This window comes from Blastomonas sp. CCH9-A1 (assembly GCF_001557175.1).
GTDB lineage: Bacteria > Pseudomonadota > Alphaproteobacteria > Sphingomonadales > Sphingomonadaceae > Blastomonas > Blastomonas delafieldii_A.
On sequence record NZ_LSHM01000002.1, the window covers coordinates 106941 to 123106 of the forward strand.

General features: G+C 63.4%; 25 protein-coding genes. 9 read left to right on the forward strand and 16 right to left on the reverse strand.

What is annotated here, in order from left to right:
• Positions 1–301: 301 nt before the first annotated feature.
• From AX725_RS00725 to AX725_RS20790, 14 genes are all read right to left on the reverse strand, one after another.
• Positions 302–2698 (reverse strand): PriCT-2 domain-containing protein, encoded by a 2397-nt coding sequence (locus AX725_RS00725; RefSeq protein WP_066114944.1) that lies wholly within the window; start codon positions 2696–2698, stop codon positions 302–304.
• Between the two features lie 69 nt (positions 2699–2767).
• Positions 2768–2971, reverse strand: coding sequence for a DUF6511 domain-containing protein (locus AX725_RS00730; protein ID WP_066114946.1), 204 nt, complete (start codon positions 2969–2971; stop codon positions 2768–2770).
• A 128-nt stretch (positions 2972–3099) separates the two neighbouring features.
• Positions 3100–4713 (reverse strand): DEAD/DEAH box helicase, encoded by a 1614-nt coding sequence (locus AX725_RS00735; protein WP_066114950.1) that lies wholly within the window; start codon positions 4711–4713, stop codon positions 3100–3102.
• The gene (locus tag AX725_RS00740) at positions 4710–5870 is read right to left on the reverse strand and encodes a DNA methyltransferase (protein WP_202184363.1); all 1161 of its coding nucleotides are present in this window, start codon (positions 5868–5870) and stop codon (positions 4710–4712) included. Before AX725_RS00740 ends, AX725_RS00735 begins: the two co-directional genes overlap by 4 nt.
• A complete protein-coding gene (locus tag AX725_RS21095) occupies positions 5867–6415 on the reverse strand; it encodes a helix-turn-helix domain-containing protein (protein ID WP_066119040.1) in 549 nt (182 codons plus the stop codon). The genes AX725_RS00740 and AX725_RS21095 overlap by 4 nt, the downstream gene beginning before the upstream one ends.
• Entirely contained in the window at positions 6412–7275 is an 864-nt protein-coding gene (locus tag AX725_RS21100) for a hypothetical protein (protein WP_066113787.1), read from the reverse strand. The genes AX725_RS21095 and AX725_RS21100 overlap by 4 nt, the downstream gene beginning before the upstream one ends.
• A 195-nt stretch (positions 7276–7470) precedes the next feature.
• The gene (locus tag AX725_RS00755; RefSeq protein ID WP_066113790.1) at positions 7471–8013 is read right to left on the reverse strand and encodes a DUF669 domain-containing protein; all 543 of its coding nucleotides are present in this window, start codon (positions 8011–8013) and stop codon (positions 7471–7473) included.
• Between the two features lie 19 nt (positions 8014–8032).
• Complete coding sequence (locus AX725_RS00760; RefSeq protein WP_066113793.1) at positions 8033–8818, reverse strand: ATP-binding protein; 786 nt, start codon at positions 8816–8818, stop codon at positions 8033–8035.
• Positions 8819–8820: 2 nt separating this feature from the next.
• A complete protein-coding gene (locus tag AX725_RS00765; RefSeq protein ID WP_066113795.1) occupies positions 8821–9075 on the reverse strand; it encodes a hypothetical protein in 255 nt (84 codons plus the stop codon).
• The gene (locus tag AX725_RS00770; RefSeq protein ID WP_066113798.1) at positions 9075–9542 is read right to left on the reverse strand and encodes a hypothetical protein; all 468 of its coding nucleotides are present in this window, start codon (positions 9540–9542) and stop codon (positions 9075–9077) included. The genes AX725_RS00765 and AX725_RS00770 overlap by 1 nt, the downstream gene beginning before the upstream one ends.
• A 120-nt stretch (positions 9543–9662) precedes the next feature.
• Positions 9663–10088 (reverse strand): RusA family crossover junction endodeoxyribonuclease, encoded by a 426-nt coding sequence (locus AX725_RS00775; RefSeq protein ID WP_066113801.1) that lies wholly within the window; start codon positions 10086–10088, stop codon positions 9663–9665.
• Positions 10085–10405 carry a hypothetical protein gene (locus AX725_RS00780; RefSeq protein ID WP_066113804.1) on the reverse strand — a complete coding sequence of 107 codons (321 nt, stop codon included), beginning with the start codon at positions 10403–10405 and terminating at the stop codon, positions 10085–10087. Before AX725_RS00780 ends, AX725_RS00775 begins: the two co-directional genes overlap by 4 nt.
• Positions 10402–10881, reverse strand: coding sequence for a hypothetical protein (locus tag AX725_RS00785; RefSeq protein WP_156441981.1), 480 nt, complete (start codon positions 10879–10881; stop codon positions 10402–10404). The genes AX725_RS00780 and AX725_RS00785 overlap by 4 nt, the downstream gene beginning before the upstream one ends.
• The gene (locus AX725_RS20790) at positions 10865–11137 is read right to left on the reverse strand and encodes a hypothetical protein (protein ID WP_156441983.1); all 273 of its coding nucleotides are present in this window, start codon (positions 11135–11137) and stop codon (positions 10865–10867) included. Before AX725_RS20790 ends, AX725_RS00785 begins: the two co-directional genes overlap by 17 nt.
• An 80-nt stretch (positions 11138–11217) precedes the next feature.
• On the opposite strand from AX725_RS20790, the gene AX725_RS00790 reads away from it, so the two are divergent.
• Positions 11218–11499, forward strand: coding sequence for a hypothetical protein (locus tag AX725_RS00790; RefSeq protein WP_066113812.1), 282 nt, complete (start codon positions 11218–11220; stop codon positions 11497–11499).
• A gap of 357 nt (positions 11500–11856) precedes the next feature.
• Positions 11857–12570 (forward strand): LexA family transcriptional regulator, encoded by a 714-nt coding sequence (locus AX725_RS00800; RefSeq protein ID WP_082730840.1) that lies wholly within the window; start codon positions 11857–11859, stop codon positions 12568–12570.
• Positions 12571–12580: 10 nt separating this feature from the next.
• Here the strand turns inward: AX725_RS00800 and AX725_RS00805 are convergent, their stop codons facing one another.
• Both AX725_RS00805 and AX725_RS00810 read right to left on the reverse strand, forming a co-directional pair.
• Positions 12581–12997 (reverse strand): hypothetical protein, encoded by a 417-nt coding sequence (locus tag AX725_RS00805; RefSeq protein ID WP_066046042.1) that lies wholly within the window; start codon positions 12995–12997, stop codon positions 12581–12583.
• Positions 12994–13395 (reverse strand): DUF2846 domain-containing protein, encoded by a 402-nt coding sequence (locus tag AX725_RS00810; protein ID WP_066046045.1) that lies wholly within the window; start codon positions 13393–13395, stop codon positions 12994–12996. Before AX725_RS00810 ends, AX725_RS00805 begins: the two co-directional genes overlap by 4 nt.
• Before the next feature lie 178 nt (positions 13396–13573).
• Here AX725_RS00810 and AX725_RS00815 point away from each other — a divergent pair, with 178 nt between their 5' ends.
• From AX725_RS00815 to AX725_RS00840, 7 genes are all read left to right on the forward strand, one after another.
• A complete protein-coding gene (locus AX725_RS00815; protein ID WP_156441985.1) occupies positions 13574–13930 on the forward strand; it encodes a hypothetical protein in 357 nt (118 codons plus the stop codon).
• On the forward strand, positions 13927–14382 hold the full coding sequence (locus AX725_RS00820) for a hypothetical protein (protein WP_066046054.1): 456 nt from the start codon (positions 13927–13929) through the stop codon (positions 14380–14382). Before AX725_RS00815 ends, AX725_RS00820 begins: the two co-directional genes overlap by 4 nt.
• Positions 14383–14601: 219 nt before the next feature.
• Positions 14602–14805 carry a hypothetical protein gene (locus AX725_RS00825; protein ID WP_066113818.1) on the forward strand — a complete coding sequence of 68 codons (204 nt, stop codon included), beginning with the start codon at positions 14602–14604 and terminating at the stop codon, positions 14803–14805.
• Positions 14806–14871: 66 nt separating this feature from the next.
• The gene (locus tag AX725_RS00830; protein ID WP_066046059.1) at positions 14872–15174 is read left to right on the forward strand and encodes a hypothetical protein; all 303 of its coding nucleotides are present in this window, start codon (positions 14872–14874) and stop codon (positions 15172–15174) included.
• Positions 15171–15542, forward strand: a complete 372-nt coding sequence (locus tag AX725_RS00835) for a hypothetical protein (protein WP_066113820.1) — start codon at positions 15171–15173, stop codon at positions 15540–15542. Before AX725_RS00830 ends, AX725_RS00835 begins: the two co-directional genes overlap by 4 nt.
• Positions 15539–15706 (forward strand): hypothetical protein, encoded by a 168-nt coding sequence (locus tag AX725_RS20795; RefSeq protein WP_156439057.1) that lies wholly within the window; start codon positions 15539–15541, stop codon positions 15704–15706. Before AX725_RS00835 ends, AX725_RS20795 begins: the two co-directional genes overlap by 4 nt.
• A gap of 127 nt (positions 15707–15833) precedes the next feature.
• The coding region (locus AX725_RS00840; protein ID WP_202184353.1) for a hypothetical protein at positions 15834–16166 on the forward strand (333 nt) is incomplete at its 3' end.

Sequence of the window (16166 nt, forward strand, 5' to 3'; positions counted from 1 at the left end):
TGGCCCTTATATCCTTGCATCCCATATCCCCCTTTAAGGGAGAGGGGGAAGAAGGAGAGAGACACAAACTCAGACTCATAGAGGGATATAAGGATATAAGCGTAGTTTTTGGCAGTTTTCTGCGGGACTTTGCATCCCGAATGGGGTGGGATGCAAAGGGATGTAAAGGGATGCAAGCGACCTTCTCGCAACATTATTACGCAAAACAATGGAAAGTTGCAGTTGCATTTTGGCAACAAAAAACCCCGCCGGGTTAGGGCGGGGTGAGGTGGGGATATGACCGGGGCTGTTTATGCGCTGGTCACTGGGCGTAATATACGGACTTGCGCGCTGGGCCGGTGCCGTGGCTGTCGTGCCGGATGAGTTCCGCCTCGACCAGCGAGCGTAGGATGTCATCGCGGCGGCGTGTATCGAGCGAGCGGGTAGCCCGGGTCAGGTGATACTTGGTAATCCCGCCTGCCCCTGCGTCCTCTATGATCGCGTGCACCCGCTTGCTGTCGCGCTCGTATTCGTTGTCGGCGACGTGCTTGTCGACGCCTGCGATGAGGTTGTCGAGGCAGGTGCGGGCGAGGGCCATGCCCCATTCGAGATCGGCGCAGGTGATGGCGGGGCGCTGCGGGCAATCGGTAACGGCCTTGAGCAGCGCGAGCTTGGCGGCATTCTCGGCCAGGCGGGCGATGAACGAGGCGTGCGCGGGGTTGCTGGCGTAGATCAGGTTATCGGCCTCCACGCGCATTGTCCAGGCAAGGTCGGAGGCGGCATGGTCGGCATAGGGCACGCGATAGGCGTTGTGGCTGTTCGCGCCCCGATCGCCGCCCATGTCGAGCGGCGCGTAATCGTGCCCCTCTGCGCCCGCGTGCACGGCCAGCATGGCATCCTTGAGCGCGTCGGGCATGTCGTCCATGCCGGGGCCGGGATAGCGCACCAGCTCGCCGCGCGTCGGGTCATCGAACACGAGGAAGCGGGCAAGGGAGCCGTCGCGGGCGTTGGCGCTGGAGAAGGAAGCCCACATCTTGTCGGGAGTGGTGGCGCCGGCGAACGAGAGGCACGGCTCGAATATCACCTCGGTCGGCTTTTCCTTCTGGTTGGCATAGGCGGTGCCGAAATAGGCGAGGCCTGCGCTGGAATAGGCCTCCATGAGCACCTTGAGGATCTGCTGCTGGTTGAAGGCGGCGCGGTCACCGTCGTTCATCACCTTGAGCAGGAACTGGCACTCGTCGATGGCGAAGCAGACGGAAGGGTGCTTGACCAGCGTGGATACTATGGCGGCGCCGGATGCGATCTCGCTGCCACCGATGAGCTTTGGCAGGTTGAGCGCGGCGAAGGTCGCGCCGATCGATTTGAGGGCATGGTTCTTGCCCGCGCCGGAGAGGCCGACGCCGATGGTGTAGATGTTGGTGCGCAGGTTGGTGGGCCCGGCATAGCGGCGCCCGGCGAGCGTGCCGAACAGGGGCAGGCAGGCGGCAAGGGCGAGGATGGGCAGGCGCTTGGGCGAGCAGGCCATGCAATGCTCCATCCAGCCCCGCATGGGGTTGCCGGGCGCAAGATCGGCCAGCCATTGTGGGATGGAGCGGCGTGCCGGAGGCGCGGCGGGTGCCGGGGCGGCGAGACGGGTGGCGACGGTATGGCGCACCAGTTGCTCGACCTCTTGCGGCTCGAACTCGAGATCGCCTGCGAACTCCCCATCGTTCTCCGATCGCAGGACACCGCCCTGGCGCGCGAGCGCGGTTGCGATGATGGACTTGATGTCGAACCGCGGCGGGCCGGATGCCGCCTCCTTCTCATGGGCGTAGAGGAACTCGCCGGGGCCGGGCCCGGGCCACCCGCCGTCCTGGGCTGCTGCGAACAGGGTTCCGACGCCGATCGGGCCGGAGGGGCGGAACGAGCGCCATTGTGCCTCCGCCTCCTTGGCGTTGTAATCGGCATAGTCGCGGGCCGACCACTCGTGCCAGATATCGCAGCCGCCTTCCCCAAGCCCCGCCTTGATGGCCATGCCGATGTGGATCCACTGGTCGCGGCCGCAATCGCTGCTGACATAGGCAAGGGCCGATCGCACCGCCTCGGGCGTGGACGGCTCGTGCTGTCCGCTGCCACTGCTGCCAGTGCGCTCGACGGTGGGCTTGGCGCGCATGTGCGATGGCAGCAGCCGCACCGCCTCTGCCAGCCACGCGCGGGCCTGCGCCTCGGTGATCGAGGGGAGCGAGTCGAGCGGGCAGTCGAGCAGCGAACCGGTGGGCCAGTGGTAGGGCTTGCCGGTGCTGGGATGGATGCCATAGGCGACGAACTGGCGGCCGAGGGCCAGCACCTGCAGTGGCTTGACCTCGAACGATTGGAACGGGGTGGGCGCGTGGTAGACGAGCATCTGCTTGGGATGCTGGCCGATACGCAAGGCAGGCGTGTCCCCGAGCTTCATGCGGGCGAGCTCAGCGATGCGCTGGGCAAGGGCGGCGTCCATGACGTCGATGTCGATGCCGACGACCTGGCCGCAGGGGATGCCTATGCCGCAATCGGGCCATGATTGCCATGCGGCGAGCGTGTCGGGGGTGAGCGGCTCGAGGGCGTGCATCTGCCACTTGGGCATGTTGATCCATGCCGAGCCGGTCCAGTGCCCCGGCACCTTGTCCCCGGGCTTGATCGGGATGAGCGGATAGCCGTTATCGGCAAGCGTGTCGCCATGATCGGCGAGAAAATGTGTCATGGCTGGCGGGCCTTGGTATCAGGGTAGGGGCAGGCATGGTGCGCGCGGGGTGGTGTGCCGCGCTACGTGCTAGAACGGCACGTCGTTCAACAGCTCGATCTCGGCTGCGACGCTCTCGCAGATGGTGGTGTAGCAATGGGCGAGGAAGTCCAGCCACTGCTCCTCGGTCATGGTTGCCATGTCGGTCGTGCCGATATCCTCGAGAAAGGTGCCGCAGCGCTCGGACGCGGCCATGATCGCGCGTCCTTCCTCGATCGTGAGTTCCTTTGCCATTGTCGTCTTCCTTCTGCTGATGAAGTCGAGATGGGCCATGGAGCAGGCCGGGATGGTTTGCGCGGCGGGATGGTGCGGCCTGCGATAGGCAAAGCCGCGCCCCGCGCGTCCGCATGGGCATATGCCTCTCACGCCGCCTCCGCAGCGCCGCCGATCGGCTCGAACCGGAAGCCCGCGATCTCGTCATACTTGCCCGCGCGCTGCAGGCGGATGTGCGACGGGGTGCGGATCTGGTCCTGCCGCTCGATCGCCTCGGCGACGGTCGCGGGCACGGGCGCTGGCGCGCGGCGCAGCCACCAGCCCTCCGCCTTGGTGCGCGCATAGCCGCTATGCTCGAGGCAGACCCATTCGCGGTGCGTTGTCAGGCCGACTTGGTATGTGACGCGGAGCGAGGTGGGCGAGCCGATCTTGGCGTGCGGCGCGTAGCTGACGCCCGTGACGTCGAGCCAGTCGGATTCGAGCGTCTGGACGGACAGCACCGGCTTCTCGTCCGGCACGACCAGCACCTTGGGCTCGGGCGGTGGGAACTCGTGCCCGCACGCCGGGCAGTAGCGGGTCGCGGTCGCGCATGTCAGCTCGCACTCGGGGCATTCCTTGAACGGCGCGTCGCCGCCCTTACCCTTGCGCTTGTCGCCGGGCAGGAATGGATCGTCGAACGGGCCATGCGTCTTGACCGCGCCAGCGAAGTCGAGAACGAGGCAGTCGGTCTTGCCGGTCTCGGGGCTGGTGCGCGTGCCGCGGCCGATCATTTGCACGTATAGCCCGGTCGACTTGGTTGGCCGGCAGAGCGCAATCAGGTCGAGATGGCGGGCGTTGAATCCGGTTGTCAGCACCTCCTTGCTGACCAGGAAGCGCAGCCGCCGGGCCTTGAACTCGGCGAGTAGCCGGTCGCGCTCGGCCTTGGGCGTGTCGCCATAGACTCCGGCGCCGGTAAACCCCCGCGCACGCAGCGCCTCGACCAGTGCCTCGCAGTGCTTGATCGACACGCCGAACACGATCCATCCGAGGCGATCGGCGCCAGCGACGGCGATGCGGTCGGCGATGCTGTTGATGGTGCGCTCGTCCATCGCGGCGGCCTCAAGCTGGCCCTGGACATATTCGCCCATGCGAATGCCGACGCCGCTGGTGTCGATCTCGGCGGACTGGCGCCAGGTGCGCGGCGGACAGAGATAGCCTTGCTCGATCAGGCGCAGCACGCTGGTCTCGTGGGCAATGCCGTCGAACATCGCGCCCTCGCCTCGGTGCAGCATCCCGCTGTCAAGACGGAAGGGGGTAGCGGTCAGGCCTATGATCTTGAGGTGCGGGTTGATGGTGCGCAGGTCGGCGAGGAACTTGCCATACATCGTATCGGCCTTGCGCGGGATGAGATGCGCCTCGTCGATGATGACCATATCGCATTGCTGCAGGACATAGGCCTTGCGGAATATGGACTGGATCGAGGCGAACAGCAGGCGCGAATGGAGATCGCGGCGGCCGAGACCGGCGCTGCAGATACCGGCGGGAGCATCCGGCCAGATTCCGATCAGCTCGGCATAGTTCTGCGCGACCAGCTCGCGGGTGTGGACGAGGTTGATGATGCGCACGCCCGGGTCCATCTCGAACGCCTGGCGGCATAGCTCGGCGATGATGAACGCCTTGCCCGATCCGGTGGGCTCGACGAGCAGGGGGTTGCCCTTGCCGGTGGCCATCCAGTCCCAAGCCGCACCGATCGCCTCGGCCTGATAGTCGCGCAGGGTGATCATGAAAACAGACCCCCGATCGTCTCAATGGGCTTCTGCTTGCGCGCGTTGAGATGCTGGCCGAGCACGCCGGAAGCATCGCCGTTGAGCAGCGCCAGCTTGCGCTCGATATCGGCGACGTGATCGGCTTCCATCTCGATCATGGTGCAGGCCATCTGTTCGGCCATGCAGGCGATTCCGGTCGTTCCCGAGCCTGCGAAGGGCTCAAGCACATGGCCACCGGGCGGCGTGACGAGCCGCACCAGCCAGCGCATCAGGTCGACGGGTTTGATCGTCGCGTGCGCGCTGCCGAGGCGGTCCAGCGGGCCTGCCTTAGCGCTGTAGAAGAACCGCGCTGCGGAGCCGCTGTCGCCTTCAATCCCGGGCATTTGCCATTGGCCAGCCCCATGATAGCCCATGCCGCCATACTCGCCCGGCGCGCGGCTTCCGCTTTCCGTATCGGGGAACGCGCTCACGACTTCATCGCTGCCGTCATGGATCAGGTTCGCGGGCCAGCGGCCATCAACGGGCCGAGGCGCCCCATCCTTGCCGAGACCCATATTCGTCTCGTTCCAAGTGTCGCCACCAGCCCCAGCCCCAGCCCCAGCCCAACCCGTCAGCTTTTCGCTGTCAACCCTACACCCATCGATATTGAGTGCCCCGGTGCCCCACCGCAGCACATTGGCTGCGACCGACTTTTCAGACAGGGGCTTGCGTGCGAGGCAGATCGGCTCGAGCGCAGGTTTCAGCGCAGTGCCCCAGCCCTCCCATTCACCCTTCTGGTTGTGCGATTTTGGAAAGCCGCTGCCATAGCACCACATCAGGGTATCCCGGATCTCGAACCCGGCATCCTCAATCGCGCAGACCATGCGGTGGAAGGTGCGAGTACCCGAGAACGCGACCAGATGTGCGCCAGGCTTGAGCTTGTCGAACACGGCGCGCCACGTCTCTGGGCGGAACGCGATATCGCCGCCGTCCCATTCCTTGCCCATGAAGCCCTTGGAGGCGCGCGCATAGGCACCCGTCGCGCCTTCCTTGCACGCTGCGCTGCCAGCCTTGCCGAACCGCTTGACTATGCTGGTCAGGTGATAGGGCGGGTCGGTGCAGCATGAATCGAACAGCGGACCGTCATATGCGGCCAGCCATTCCTCCATGCGTGCGTGGTGGACCGAGATGCTCACGCCCCACCTGCCTCGACCAGACGGTCAACCAGTTGCGCAAAGTCGGGGTTGTGGTCGTATATGTAGCGCGCCACGTCGATCAGGTGGCGCGTTGTCGAACCATCGCGATTGCCGAGGGCGCGGCCGATCTGGGCCGTCGAAAGACCGCCGCATTTCCGCGCCGCCAGCATGACAGCCTGGCGCGCTCGCGACACGTCAATGGTCCGCTTTCTGCTCTTGATTTGCTGCGGTGTATAAGGGGTCAGGTCGTGCAGCCTGGCAAGGATGCGACCGATCTTGGTGTTGAGTTCCGGCTCCGTCCGTTGCCGCAATTCTGCGGTTCGGCGGGGCACTGCGTCGATTAGATAGCTCCTGCGCTCGTGCAGACCGGCGCGCACTGCGACCCCACGCACAGTTTCAGTGCTTCGTCCGCTTTGCTCCTCGATCTGCCGATAGGTGAGCACGGGGCGGTCTTGCAGAAGCAGGTCGAGAATGTGCTGGTTCTCGGCAATGCTAACCCACTGTCTGCTTGGCCGTTTGAAATCGACATGGTTAATCGCATTCACAGCGCAATCTCCTGTCCGTGATCGGTCCATTCGGTGGTGTCGGCCATGCGGTAAGTGACGCCATGCGGCCCGGCGTCGATCTGCTCGCCCGGGACCAGACCGGGGTTGAAGCGGTGGGCTGGGCAACCGGCCTTCTGGTCGTCCAGCGAGAGCTCGTGGGGGAAGTCGGGATGCTCGCAGCGCCAGCCACCGGTGCGGCACGGGGTCACATGCAGGCAGGTCCGGCACGACCGGCGCGCGGGCTTGCCCTCGTGGCAGATGGCGGCGTGATCGCAGAAGCGGCAGACGAAGTGCGAGGGCTCGCCGATGCGCGGCGGCGGGCTGTCGGCGAAGATGATGCGCTCGGCCTTGACCCGCAGCCATGCCGCGTGCGCCGGGTCGGCATTCGTGCGAACAGCGGTCCAGCGACGCGCACCGGGGGAGCACGACACCAAATAATGCCGATCGAGCGCGGCATAGTGCATGTAGAGCACGGCTTGCGCGTAATAGATCGGGTTCCATTCCTGCAGCGCGTGCTTTTCCCCTACCTTGGCGCGAGCTTTGTCAATCTCGTTCCATTTGGTGCTGCATTTGATCTCGAGCACGTGCCAGGTCTTCGGGGCCTGAACCAGCCCGAGGATTACCCCATCGATCGCGCCGGAAAAGTGACCGCCAAAATCGGAAAAGCGATACTGTTCGCCACTCGCGTCGACACTGTGCAATTCAACGCCGGGCGTTTTCTTGAGCCTAGCCACAGCGACAGCTTCGCTGGTGTGGCCATCGTCAAATCTTTTGATGCTGTCCGCGTCGAAACGCTGAAACTGGACTTGGCGAAGCGTATACCAGATTTCGCGCTCACACGGGCGGCCGATCTGGCCCATGCCGACTTTGCGATTTCTGAATTTCAGTTCCTGCGCCGCCTCTATCGCGGCGTCACAAGCCGCTAGCGTAGGGCAAGCCGGGGGTGTTATGGCAACCATGCCATTTCCTTTGTCGTTTCGTCAGGGCAAGGGGAGTGGCAGGCGGCGGGGCTTGAGTTTGGTCGCTTGACCCCGCCGCCACCCGTTATCGCAGCGTCATGCCGCGTTGCGCTTCCACGGCGGGGTGGATGCCCCGCTGGCAGCCGGCGGCGATGCAGCACCGCCACCCCATCCGGCGCTCGGCGCGGGCGCGGGGCTGGGCGCTCCGCCGAATCCGCCACCGGCGGCGGCGCGCGGCTTGTAGGCGCCGATCCAGTTCTTGGCCTTGCCCATGACCTGCTGGCCATTCTTCATGTAGGGCTTGGGCTCGCTGACCGTGACCTTGTTGGTGACGGGGATGCCGTGCAGCTGCTCGGTATCGGTCAGGCCGATGACGTTGCACGCGACGCAGATGGCATTGAGCTTGCGCTCGGCGCGCGCGCGCTTTTCTGCATCTTCGCTTCCCAGGTCCAGCCAGTCCCAGATCTTGCGGCCGCCGTATTCACCGCCATCGACCGTCCACTCAAGCTTGTAGTTGCCTTGCTCGTCGAGCATTTCGGAGGCCGTCATGATCATCGGGTAGTCGGCGGGCGGGATGACCGGAAAGTCATTGTCCTCCTGCACATTGTTCGGATCGGCGTTCCAGTTCAGTTGTGCCATGTCATTTTCCTTTCGTCAGTTATGCAGCTTCGGCCTGGGCGGCCCCGCGCTGCGGTGCGGATGCTGCTGCCATCGCGTCGGTCAGGGCCGCGAAGGACAGAGGCAATTCGGGTGGGAGGTTGTGCCGGTTCTTGGCGCGGAAGGCCGGGCGTTCTTCGGTATACATGACCCGCGTTCCGGCCCCGATGCCGCGCGCAACCTTCTTGTTGAACCCGGCGTCGGTCTTGGTGACGCTGACCTTGTAATTGGCGAACAGCACGATATCGGCGTGTTCCTCGACCAGCGCCGCCGCGCGCGCCTGAAGCTTGATCTGGTAGCGGTCATAGGGCTCGGTTTCCGGGCTCTCGAACCGCTTGATCTCGGCGTGCGCGGTCTGGATGACTACCATGCCCCGCTCGTCGCGCAGCGCGTTGATGCCGTCGAGATATTCGCGCCAGACGTTCGACGCCTCGATATAGCCCTTGCCATAGCCGGGGCTCTCGATGCTGTCCCATTTCTGGCGACGGCAGGTCTCAGCCCAGACCAGCGGCTCGATCCAGTCGAGCGAGTCGATGCCCACCGTCTGGAAATCGTGCGGCTCGTTGAACAGCGCCTCGATCGCGCCCATCACGTCGCCGAACGAGCGAGCGCGGGGGAACGAGTCGATCGGCGATGCCGACGGGTGGCCATCCTCAACGTTGATCAGCACCGGTGCGGGCGCGCCTGCGATGAAGGTGTTCTTGCCAATGCCGTGCGGGCCGTAGATGATGATCCGCGGCGGCTTGGGGCTGTCGAGCCGGTTGAGGGATGCAAGGGAGATTGCCATGGTCAGGCCTCCATTCCGAGAGCTTCGCGCACGGCCATCTGCGCATCAGCGCGGCCCCGCTCGTAAGCATCATTGATCATTGAAGCGATGTGCAGGCCCAAGCTGAGATTATCGCCCGGGAGTTCTAGCGGCCCATGTCCAAGGCTGACCCAGTATCCAAAATGGTCGAAAATCCAGATTGTGTTGCTCGGGGTTTCAGGCGCGGGCACGTCGCCTGCATTTGATCGCACGGCGGCCGTAACAGGAAAACGCACCATCACGCTGCCTCCTGCTTCTCGGCCGCGAGCGAGATCTCGATCTTGGGCTTGCCCTGGCGCACGGTGCGCGCGGGCTCGAACAGGTCGCGGATGGTCTTGGGCCATGCCTTGTAGCGGGTCTCGGAAACGGTCAGCTTGGTCTCGACATATTCCGCCGGATCCTCGCCCCATCCCTTGATGGTCTCGATCGCCCTGCCCAGCGCCGCCTGGTCCCACGACACGTTCTTGGGCACGGTGATGGTCACGCGATAATCGCCCTCGCGCCGGTGGTGCGTGCCGGTATCGTTGATGCCAGCGGCATAGCGGCGGGCGAGCACGCCATGCAGGATGCCGAGCATGGTGGAGGCCTGGCGCGCGTGGCTTTCCGCCTCGTTGACGAGGTTGTGCAGCACCTCGACGGGCAGGGCGTCGAGCACCGCCGGGCTGGTATCGGGCAGGTCAAACGCCCGTATTGGTGTCATATCCATTGGTCATTCCTTTTCGTCAGTCGCTTTCGTTCCGTCGGGTGTTGTGGTTTGGGGAGAGCTGACGCGGCGAAAACTGATTCCGTGCGGCCCTCACGGGTTCCGCGCTCTCCCCTTGTTCGGTTATCCGGGCGGCTCGAGCGGCCCGAGCACGACATGCGCAAAGCCGGGGTGATCGGTCGTGCGCTTGAGGATGATCAGGTCGGTCCAGCGATCGTCGGGAACCGGCAGTTCCTTGGCCAGAATGTCGGACACCGCCTTCTCGATGTTCCCGAGATCGCGGCGCCGGTCGCCGATGCCCGCGTCGATGGCGAGCAGCATGGAGGTCTTGTCCGGCCATGCGGGCTTGCCCAGCTCGCGCCAGCGGGTCAGCACGGCATAGCGCGCCTCGTTCAGCCAGGCCTTGTAAGCCTCGCTCTTGACCCGGCGCTTGCCGACCGTGGCGAACAGCGCGTTCGTGCTAGGGGGCAGGGGAAGCATGACGGAAAATCGTTCCGGCAGCGGCTCCCAATCGGCGCATGTCTTGTGATTGCGATAGGGATAGGTCATGCCGTCGGCTCCTTGACAGGCGTGCCGGTCAGCAGGCGTATCGTCTCTGCGTCTTCCTCGTCAGGAACGTGCGGGCGGATTTTGCGGAAGTTCCCGGAAAAACACAGAAAGACGGGGTATTCGTCAAAAGAGAGCCAAACCCCTCCGGGCTGATTCCACTTATCGTCTAAACTGGCTTCCAGTAGGCAAACGTCGTTAACACGCGACACCGACCCAATGGCCGGATATTGATTTCCTTCGACGAAATCATCGTGGAACCCTTCAGAAGAAACACACAGCGCCAGGTCGCCCGGCTGCCAATCGTCCCCGCCGCTCATGCCACCAGCCTCAACCGCTCGATGCCTGCGATATAGCTGTCCAGCGAGGCGCGGGCCGCGCGCAGCGTCGGCAGCGCGTCCAGCTTTTCCTTAGGCAGCTCGACCGCGCCGCCGGGGCCGTCCGGGCAGCGCATGTCGCATATGGTCGAGACGGCGCGCGCCAGATGGCACAGCGGGTCGTCGGTCGCCTTCTGCACCGGCGTCGCGGTGGCGCCGTAGAGGCCGTTATAGGGGTCAACATAATGTGGGCCATAGACCGCGCCGATACGGGCGATGGTCAGGGCGTTGAGGTCGGTTGTGCCGTTGCGGGCATTAACGATCGTGCCCTTGGAGACGCCCAGTTGATCGGCTGTGTCCTGGTCGGTCTCGGCATGATCCCGCTGGATATCGCGGATGATGTTGCTGACCGCGCTGCGCAGAGAACTTTGCGTCGGCAGCATCATAGGCAACAGGACATTGTTAGCGCGGGAGGCCATAAGAACCCTCATGGAAAGGAGTGAAATCGAACAGGGAAAAGGGGCGGTTAGCTGGCGGGCCGACCGCCCCTCCCGACGATTGACAGGCATTCACGCGGTCTACCTTCCCGTGATCCTCGGCCGCGATTGGTGCTTCCGCTGCCTGCCCTTCGCAGCCGGTCGTCGTGGCGGCTGTCAAGGTTTCCGAGGCGGGTGTTCTGTGGCGCAGCGCGCGGGCCCAGGTGCCCGGCTCGCCGTTGTCGATAAAGACGGTCATGCGGCGGCTGCACCGAGGCAGCTTGCGACCGCCTCGGCTTCGGCTATCCTGCGGTTGTCAATGCCAGCAGGAGATAGAGAATGTCCGAAGAACTGCGACGCGAGATCGCCGCGCTTCGTAAAGAGCTTGATGAAATCAGGCCGCAGGCGAAATTCGCTCACGCAATGGCGTGCTCGTCTATTCAGTTCATTGCCCGCCTTATCCCGCAATTGCAGAAGCACGGAGCAATCCAGCCTGAATTTGGCGTCATGCTTCATTCCGTCTTCCAATCTTACGCAAGAGGCGAAAAATTCTATTCGCAAGAAGACCTTGAACGAATGGACAGGTGGAGACGGCGGCTGTCTGAAGAGTTGCCGGAGTAGTGATGGCGGGTATCGGCCTGCTAAGCGCAAGATCGGCCTCGCGCCTGGCTTCTTCCTCGGTCAGAGGGCGGTCGGCGGGCGCGCTCATGCGGCGGCGTCCTGTTGGGTAGGTGCCGCAACTCTGCGAGCAACATCGATCTCTGCATCGCTCAGGCCGCTCAATGGGCCGAGACGCACCCCTGTGCGATCGAACACAGACAGCGCGGTCAGCAGCGACGCGGGGCGCTTGTCGTTCAAAACCTGGCTGGCATATGGGACGCTCCATCCCATGGCAGATGCCAGGTCTGTTGGTCGGATCGGATGCTTTGATGTGGGTTGCTGTTCCATGGAAGGCATAGTTAGCACGAATGCTACACAATGCAAACCCTGATTTTGCACGAATGCAAAAAGACCCCCATTTGCGGGGATGCTAACTACTGGCCGATGGACGGCATAGAATCTGACCGCGAAACCATCAGGGCGATTGTGCAGTTTTCAAAACTGGCGCCGAGCGCGCTGGCCAAGAAGGCTGGGCTAACCCCGACGACGATCACGCGCGCCTTTAACGGGACGGCAACCACGCGTGTCAGCTTGCCGACATGGGAAAAGCTGCGCGAGGCCGTCCCGAGCTTCCCAGGATGGGCGCATCACGAGCCGGATTTGCCGCCTCAAGACAATTCGATCGAATATGTGCCGGTCGAGGTTCTGCCGACCTATGCGGGCATGGGCGGTGGCGGGAACGGAGATGGCGAGCCGGAAATGGCGCTTGTTCCGCGCTATCTCATTGAGAGCGTGCTGCGCGGCAATGCCAGTGATTTCGTGATGATCCGTTGTCGCGGCACGTCGATGGAACCGCTGTTTCGCCATGACGATGAGCTGCTGGTGGACAAGCGCGACCGATCGCCGACGCAGCCCGGACCTTTCGCGCTATGGGATGCTGACTGGGGCGAATATCTGATCAAGAACGTCGAGCGGTTGCCCGGCGGCCGCGTGCGGATCTTCCCGTCGAACCCGGAGTTCAGCGCCAGCGAGGTCAGCAACGAGGAAACCAAGATACTCGGCAGGCCCGTCTGGTTCGGCCGCCGGCTGTGACCCGACCGGGTTAGAACTTCGCGCCAGATGCAGGGAAGCCACTAAACTCGGATGGTTCGCAGTTTCCTGACCAGCGCATGGTGACAACCGACATGGCGCCGCCGATTGAGCGACTGGTGTAAAGCGCGAGGTGCTGCCCGGTTTCGCGTGAGACGTTGTTGATCTTCCGCACGCGTTCTGCGGGGCCATCCTTGTCGATGCTCTCAAACACGATCACGCCAGGGCTTGCTTTTGAAACGTCGTTGATCTCTGTGCAGCTATCCTCGCACCATTTCCCGCGGTCAAGATCGACCCGGTAGCGTGTCGAATATGGCTTTGCCTCATTCCCGACGATCGATTCGGTCTTGAGCTCGCCTTTGCAAACCAAGTCGAATGTCTGGCTTTGGCCGGTCGTGGCCAGGGCTATGGCAAGCGCGACGATCTTCACTTCGCACCCGAAAAAACGACGGCGGGGCTGACTTCCTTGCGCTCGAACTCGGCGGCCTTCTGCTCGAAATCCGCGCGATCCGAGATCTGCAGATCGGCGCGCCCGGTCATAAAGCCGGTCTTGATCGTGCAGCGAACATAGCGCGTCTCGCCTGGCGCAACAGTGACCTCGACGCTGCCAGTCTTGTTCATGAGCACATAGCGGCCTGCAGGCACTTCCCATTCGGCATATTTGCTACGACCGAGCTCCACGACTTCTTTGCCGTCGTATCGAATCGGGCAGCCCAAAGCCAAACCCATCACCGAACCGGGGCGATACATGATGATCTTGCCTGGAGTTTCAGAAGCAGGGGACTGCGCCGCAATCAGCATGGCAACGACGCTCGTGATGATATTCATGGATCCTCGTCAGATATTTTCGCCTTCAAATTGAAGGGCGTTAGGCTTCGTTCAGACTATCCCTTCGAAGCCGCAATGTCTTGCACAAAACGGCCGATTAGCATCAATGCAAATTATCTGTTGCATTCCTTAGCAATCGTGCTAAAACCATCTCCATCGACCCCCGATGGAGAGCACCATGCAACCCACCCCCGCAACCTGGCACAAGCGCCCCGCCGCGCAGGCCCTGATCGGCAAGATCGCCGCCGCTGGCATCGCCCCGCAGACGCGCCCAGTGCGCAACATGCTGAGCGCCGATTACGCGCCGCACTATTTCGACGTCGCCTTCTACGATTGCCCCGAGTTCGAGCAGCTGGCCGCGATGCAGCAGGATGCTCTCTCGGCCGCACTCAAGGCTGAGCACGCCGCGCCCAAGGTCGAGGGCCACACCAAGGATAACCCGGCCTATGCCGATTTCTACGCGCTGGTCGCCCAATACCTTGCCGCGCTGATCGGCGACGAGATTGCGGCTCGCAATGTGCAGGTGGCAGCATGACCGCCCGCACGCACCAGACCGCCGCCTGCCTGCAGAGCATCGCCACCGACGGCATCGATGGCGATCGCGCGGGACCGCTCCGCAACATTTTCGTCGCATGGAAGGTCAACCCGATGCGCGCCGGGCAGGTAGCACCGGTCGAGGGAACCGGCCAAATCCTCGCCGACTTTGCCCAGAGCGTCGCTACGACATGCACGCACAAGGACACTTTCATCATCCTCGAGATTGATGCGCTGACCGGCGCGAAATGGCTGCACACCTATGCGGTCAAGCGCAAGAGCACGCCGCGCTATGTCATGGCCGGCCATACTCGCCGCGCCGTTCACGACCTCTATGCTGAGCTGCTGATGACCATCTGCGTCGCCGCTTTCGAGCCGGTCGAGCAGTGGTCGTGGAAGCCGGGCGCTGACACCGTGGGCCACGATGCTGGGCTGATCGAGGTGCGGCCATGACCCGCGACCAGATGCCTCGCCCTGCATCCATCGCTTGGCTCTGCCTCTGGGCTGGCACTTGTTTGCTGTGGGTCGCGATCGTCGGCGCCGCAGTTGTGATGGGGTGGCTGTCATGACCCGCCGCCAGATCATCGCCCTTGCCTGGCAAACCGAGCGCCCGCTGGTGGGCTGGTGCGCGCTAGGCATGGTAGTCGCCGCGCTCGCGATCGGAGCCTTCGCATGACCCGACCCACCTTTCGCCACTGGTGCGGCAAGGCACAGTTTCCCGGCAAGGACGAGTTCGTGCTGGGGACTGTGCAGGCCGAGACAGAGCTCGAGGCCGAGCGGCTGCTGTTTGAGCTGTGGGCTGAGATCCTGCCCTACGACCCGCCGAAAAGCTTTGTGTGCCTACCCGGCACCCTGGCCTTCCGACCCGAGACCTAACCCCATTCCCGACGCGCCGGGATTAGCCGGGGCGCGCGCAACTGAACCCGGCTGAGAGGTGATGATATGACGACTGAAACCGAAGAACTGCCGCCGCTACATGCGCTGGATAAGGCTGCCAACTTGGCGGGATGGGATTGCTGGGAAGCGTTCGCGACTTGCAAGCAGCCATTTGCGCTGTCCGACAGCATCATTGCCCACGCCCGCACCATCGCCAAGTATGAGCCTGCACCCGATCCTGATGCTCAGGACATGCGCGACATCACTCGCGTGATTGAAGCCGCATATGGCGAGGGCAAGACTTTCTTGTTCGACGGACGCGCGGCGCTGACGGCTTTCCGCAGCATCCTCAAGGAGCGGGGCCTGTGACCGACAAGCACGAACTGATAGCACTGGCAGAGCGGGTTGAAGCGCTGACGGGGCCGTGTCACGAGACCGATAAAGCCATCCTAGCGGCGCTTGGCTACACTTGGCGCGGCATGGGGTATTGGGCTGATGATGACAGCCACCAATGGTGCGGCACGACCTTTTTTACCAAATGGCTAGACGCAGCCATGACGCTGGTGCCGGTAGGGCTTACCCCAACCATAATCGGTCATGACCGAGAAGTGCGCCTGCTTAACGGCATTGGTCTGCCTGTTGGCGGCAAGGATTACAGGTCCACTGGCAGCACATTGCCCATCGCCCTGACCGCCGCCGCCCTACGTGCCCTCGCAGAACGGGAGCGCCAGCAATGAAGCGGATGTTCGACCCCATATTCTGGGGATTGATGGTGGTGATCTGGACCGTCCTGACGATCCTCGAGTTCATCAAGAGCGGAGAAATCGAGCTGGCATGGCTGGCTATGCTCCTCGGCAACTGCGCCATGTTCAGGATCGCACTGCTGGAGGCAAGGCAATGATCCCCGCGCCCGCCCCAATAGGCAAGCCCTACCGTGTCAGCAGCGAGTCCGCATGGCCGCTTCGATCAGCAGACGGTCGCACATGGGCTCAGGTCAAGGCTGATCGTGAGAAAGAATGGAGAAAGTGATGAAGAAGCAGAAGATCGAAAAACTCACAGCCGAACAGGAAGCGGAACTGCCGCGCTTTCGTCAGCAGTATCTCGACATCGCGTGCGGCGGCGCTCGCGTTGATCGCCCGGCGCTCGAATCCGCGCTGGCAGATGCCTATGCCGTTCTCGGAAAGCGCGCGCCGCGCGTGTTCATCTTCGACAGCCCCGCTGCGTGTATGCTGGCGATCAAGATTTTTGAAATGGGTTCGCAGGGCAGAATTGCATTGAGGGGCCAGCTCAGCGGCCAGCTCTGGGACCAGCTCTGGGACCAGCTCAGGGGCCAGCTCTGGGACCAGCTCAGCGGCCAGCTC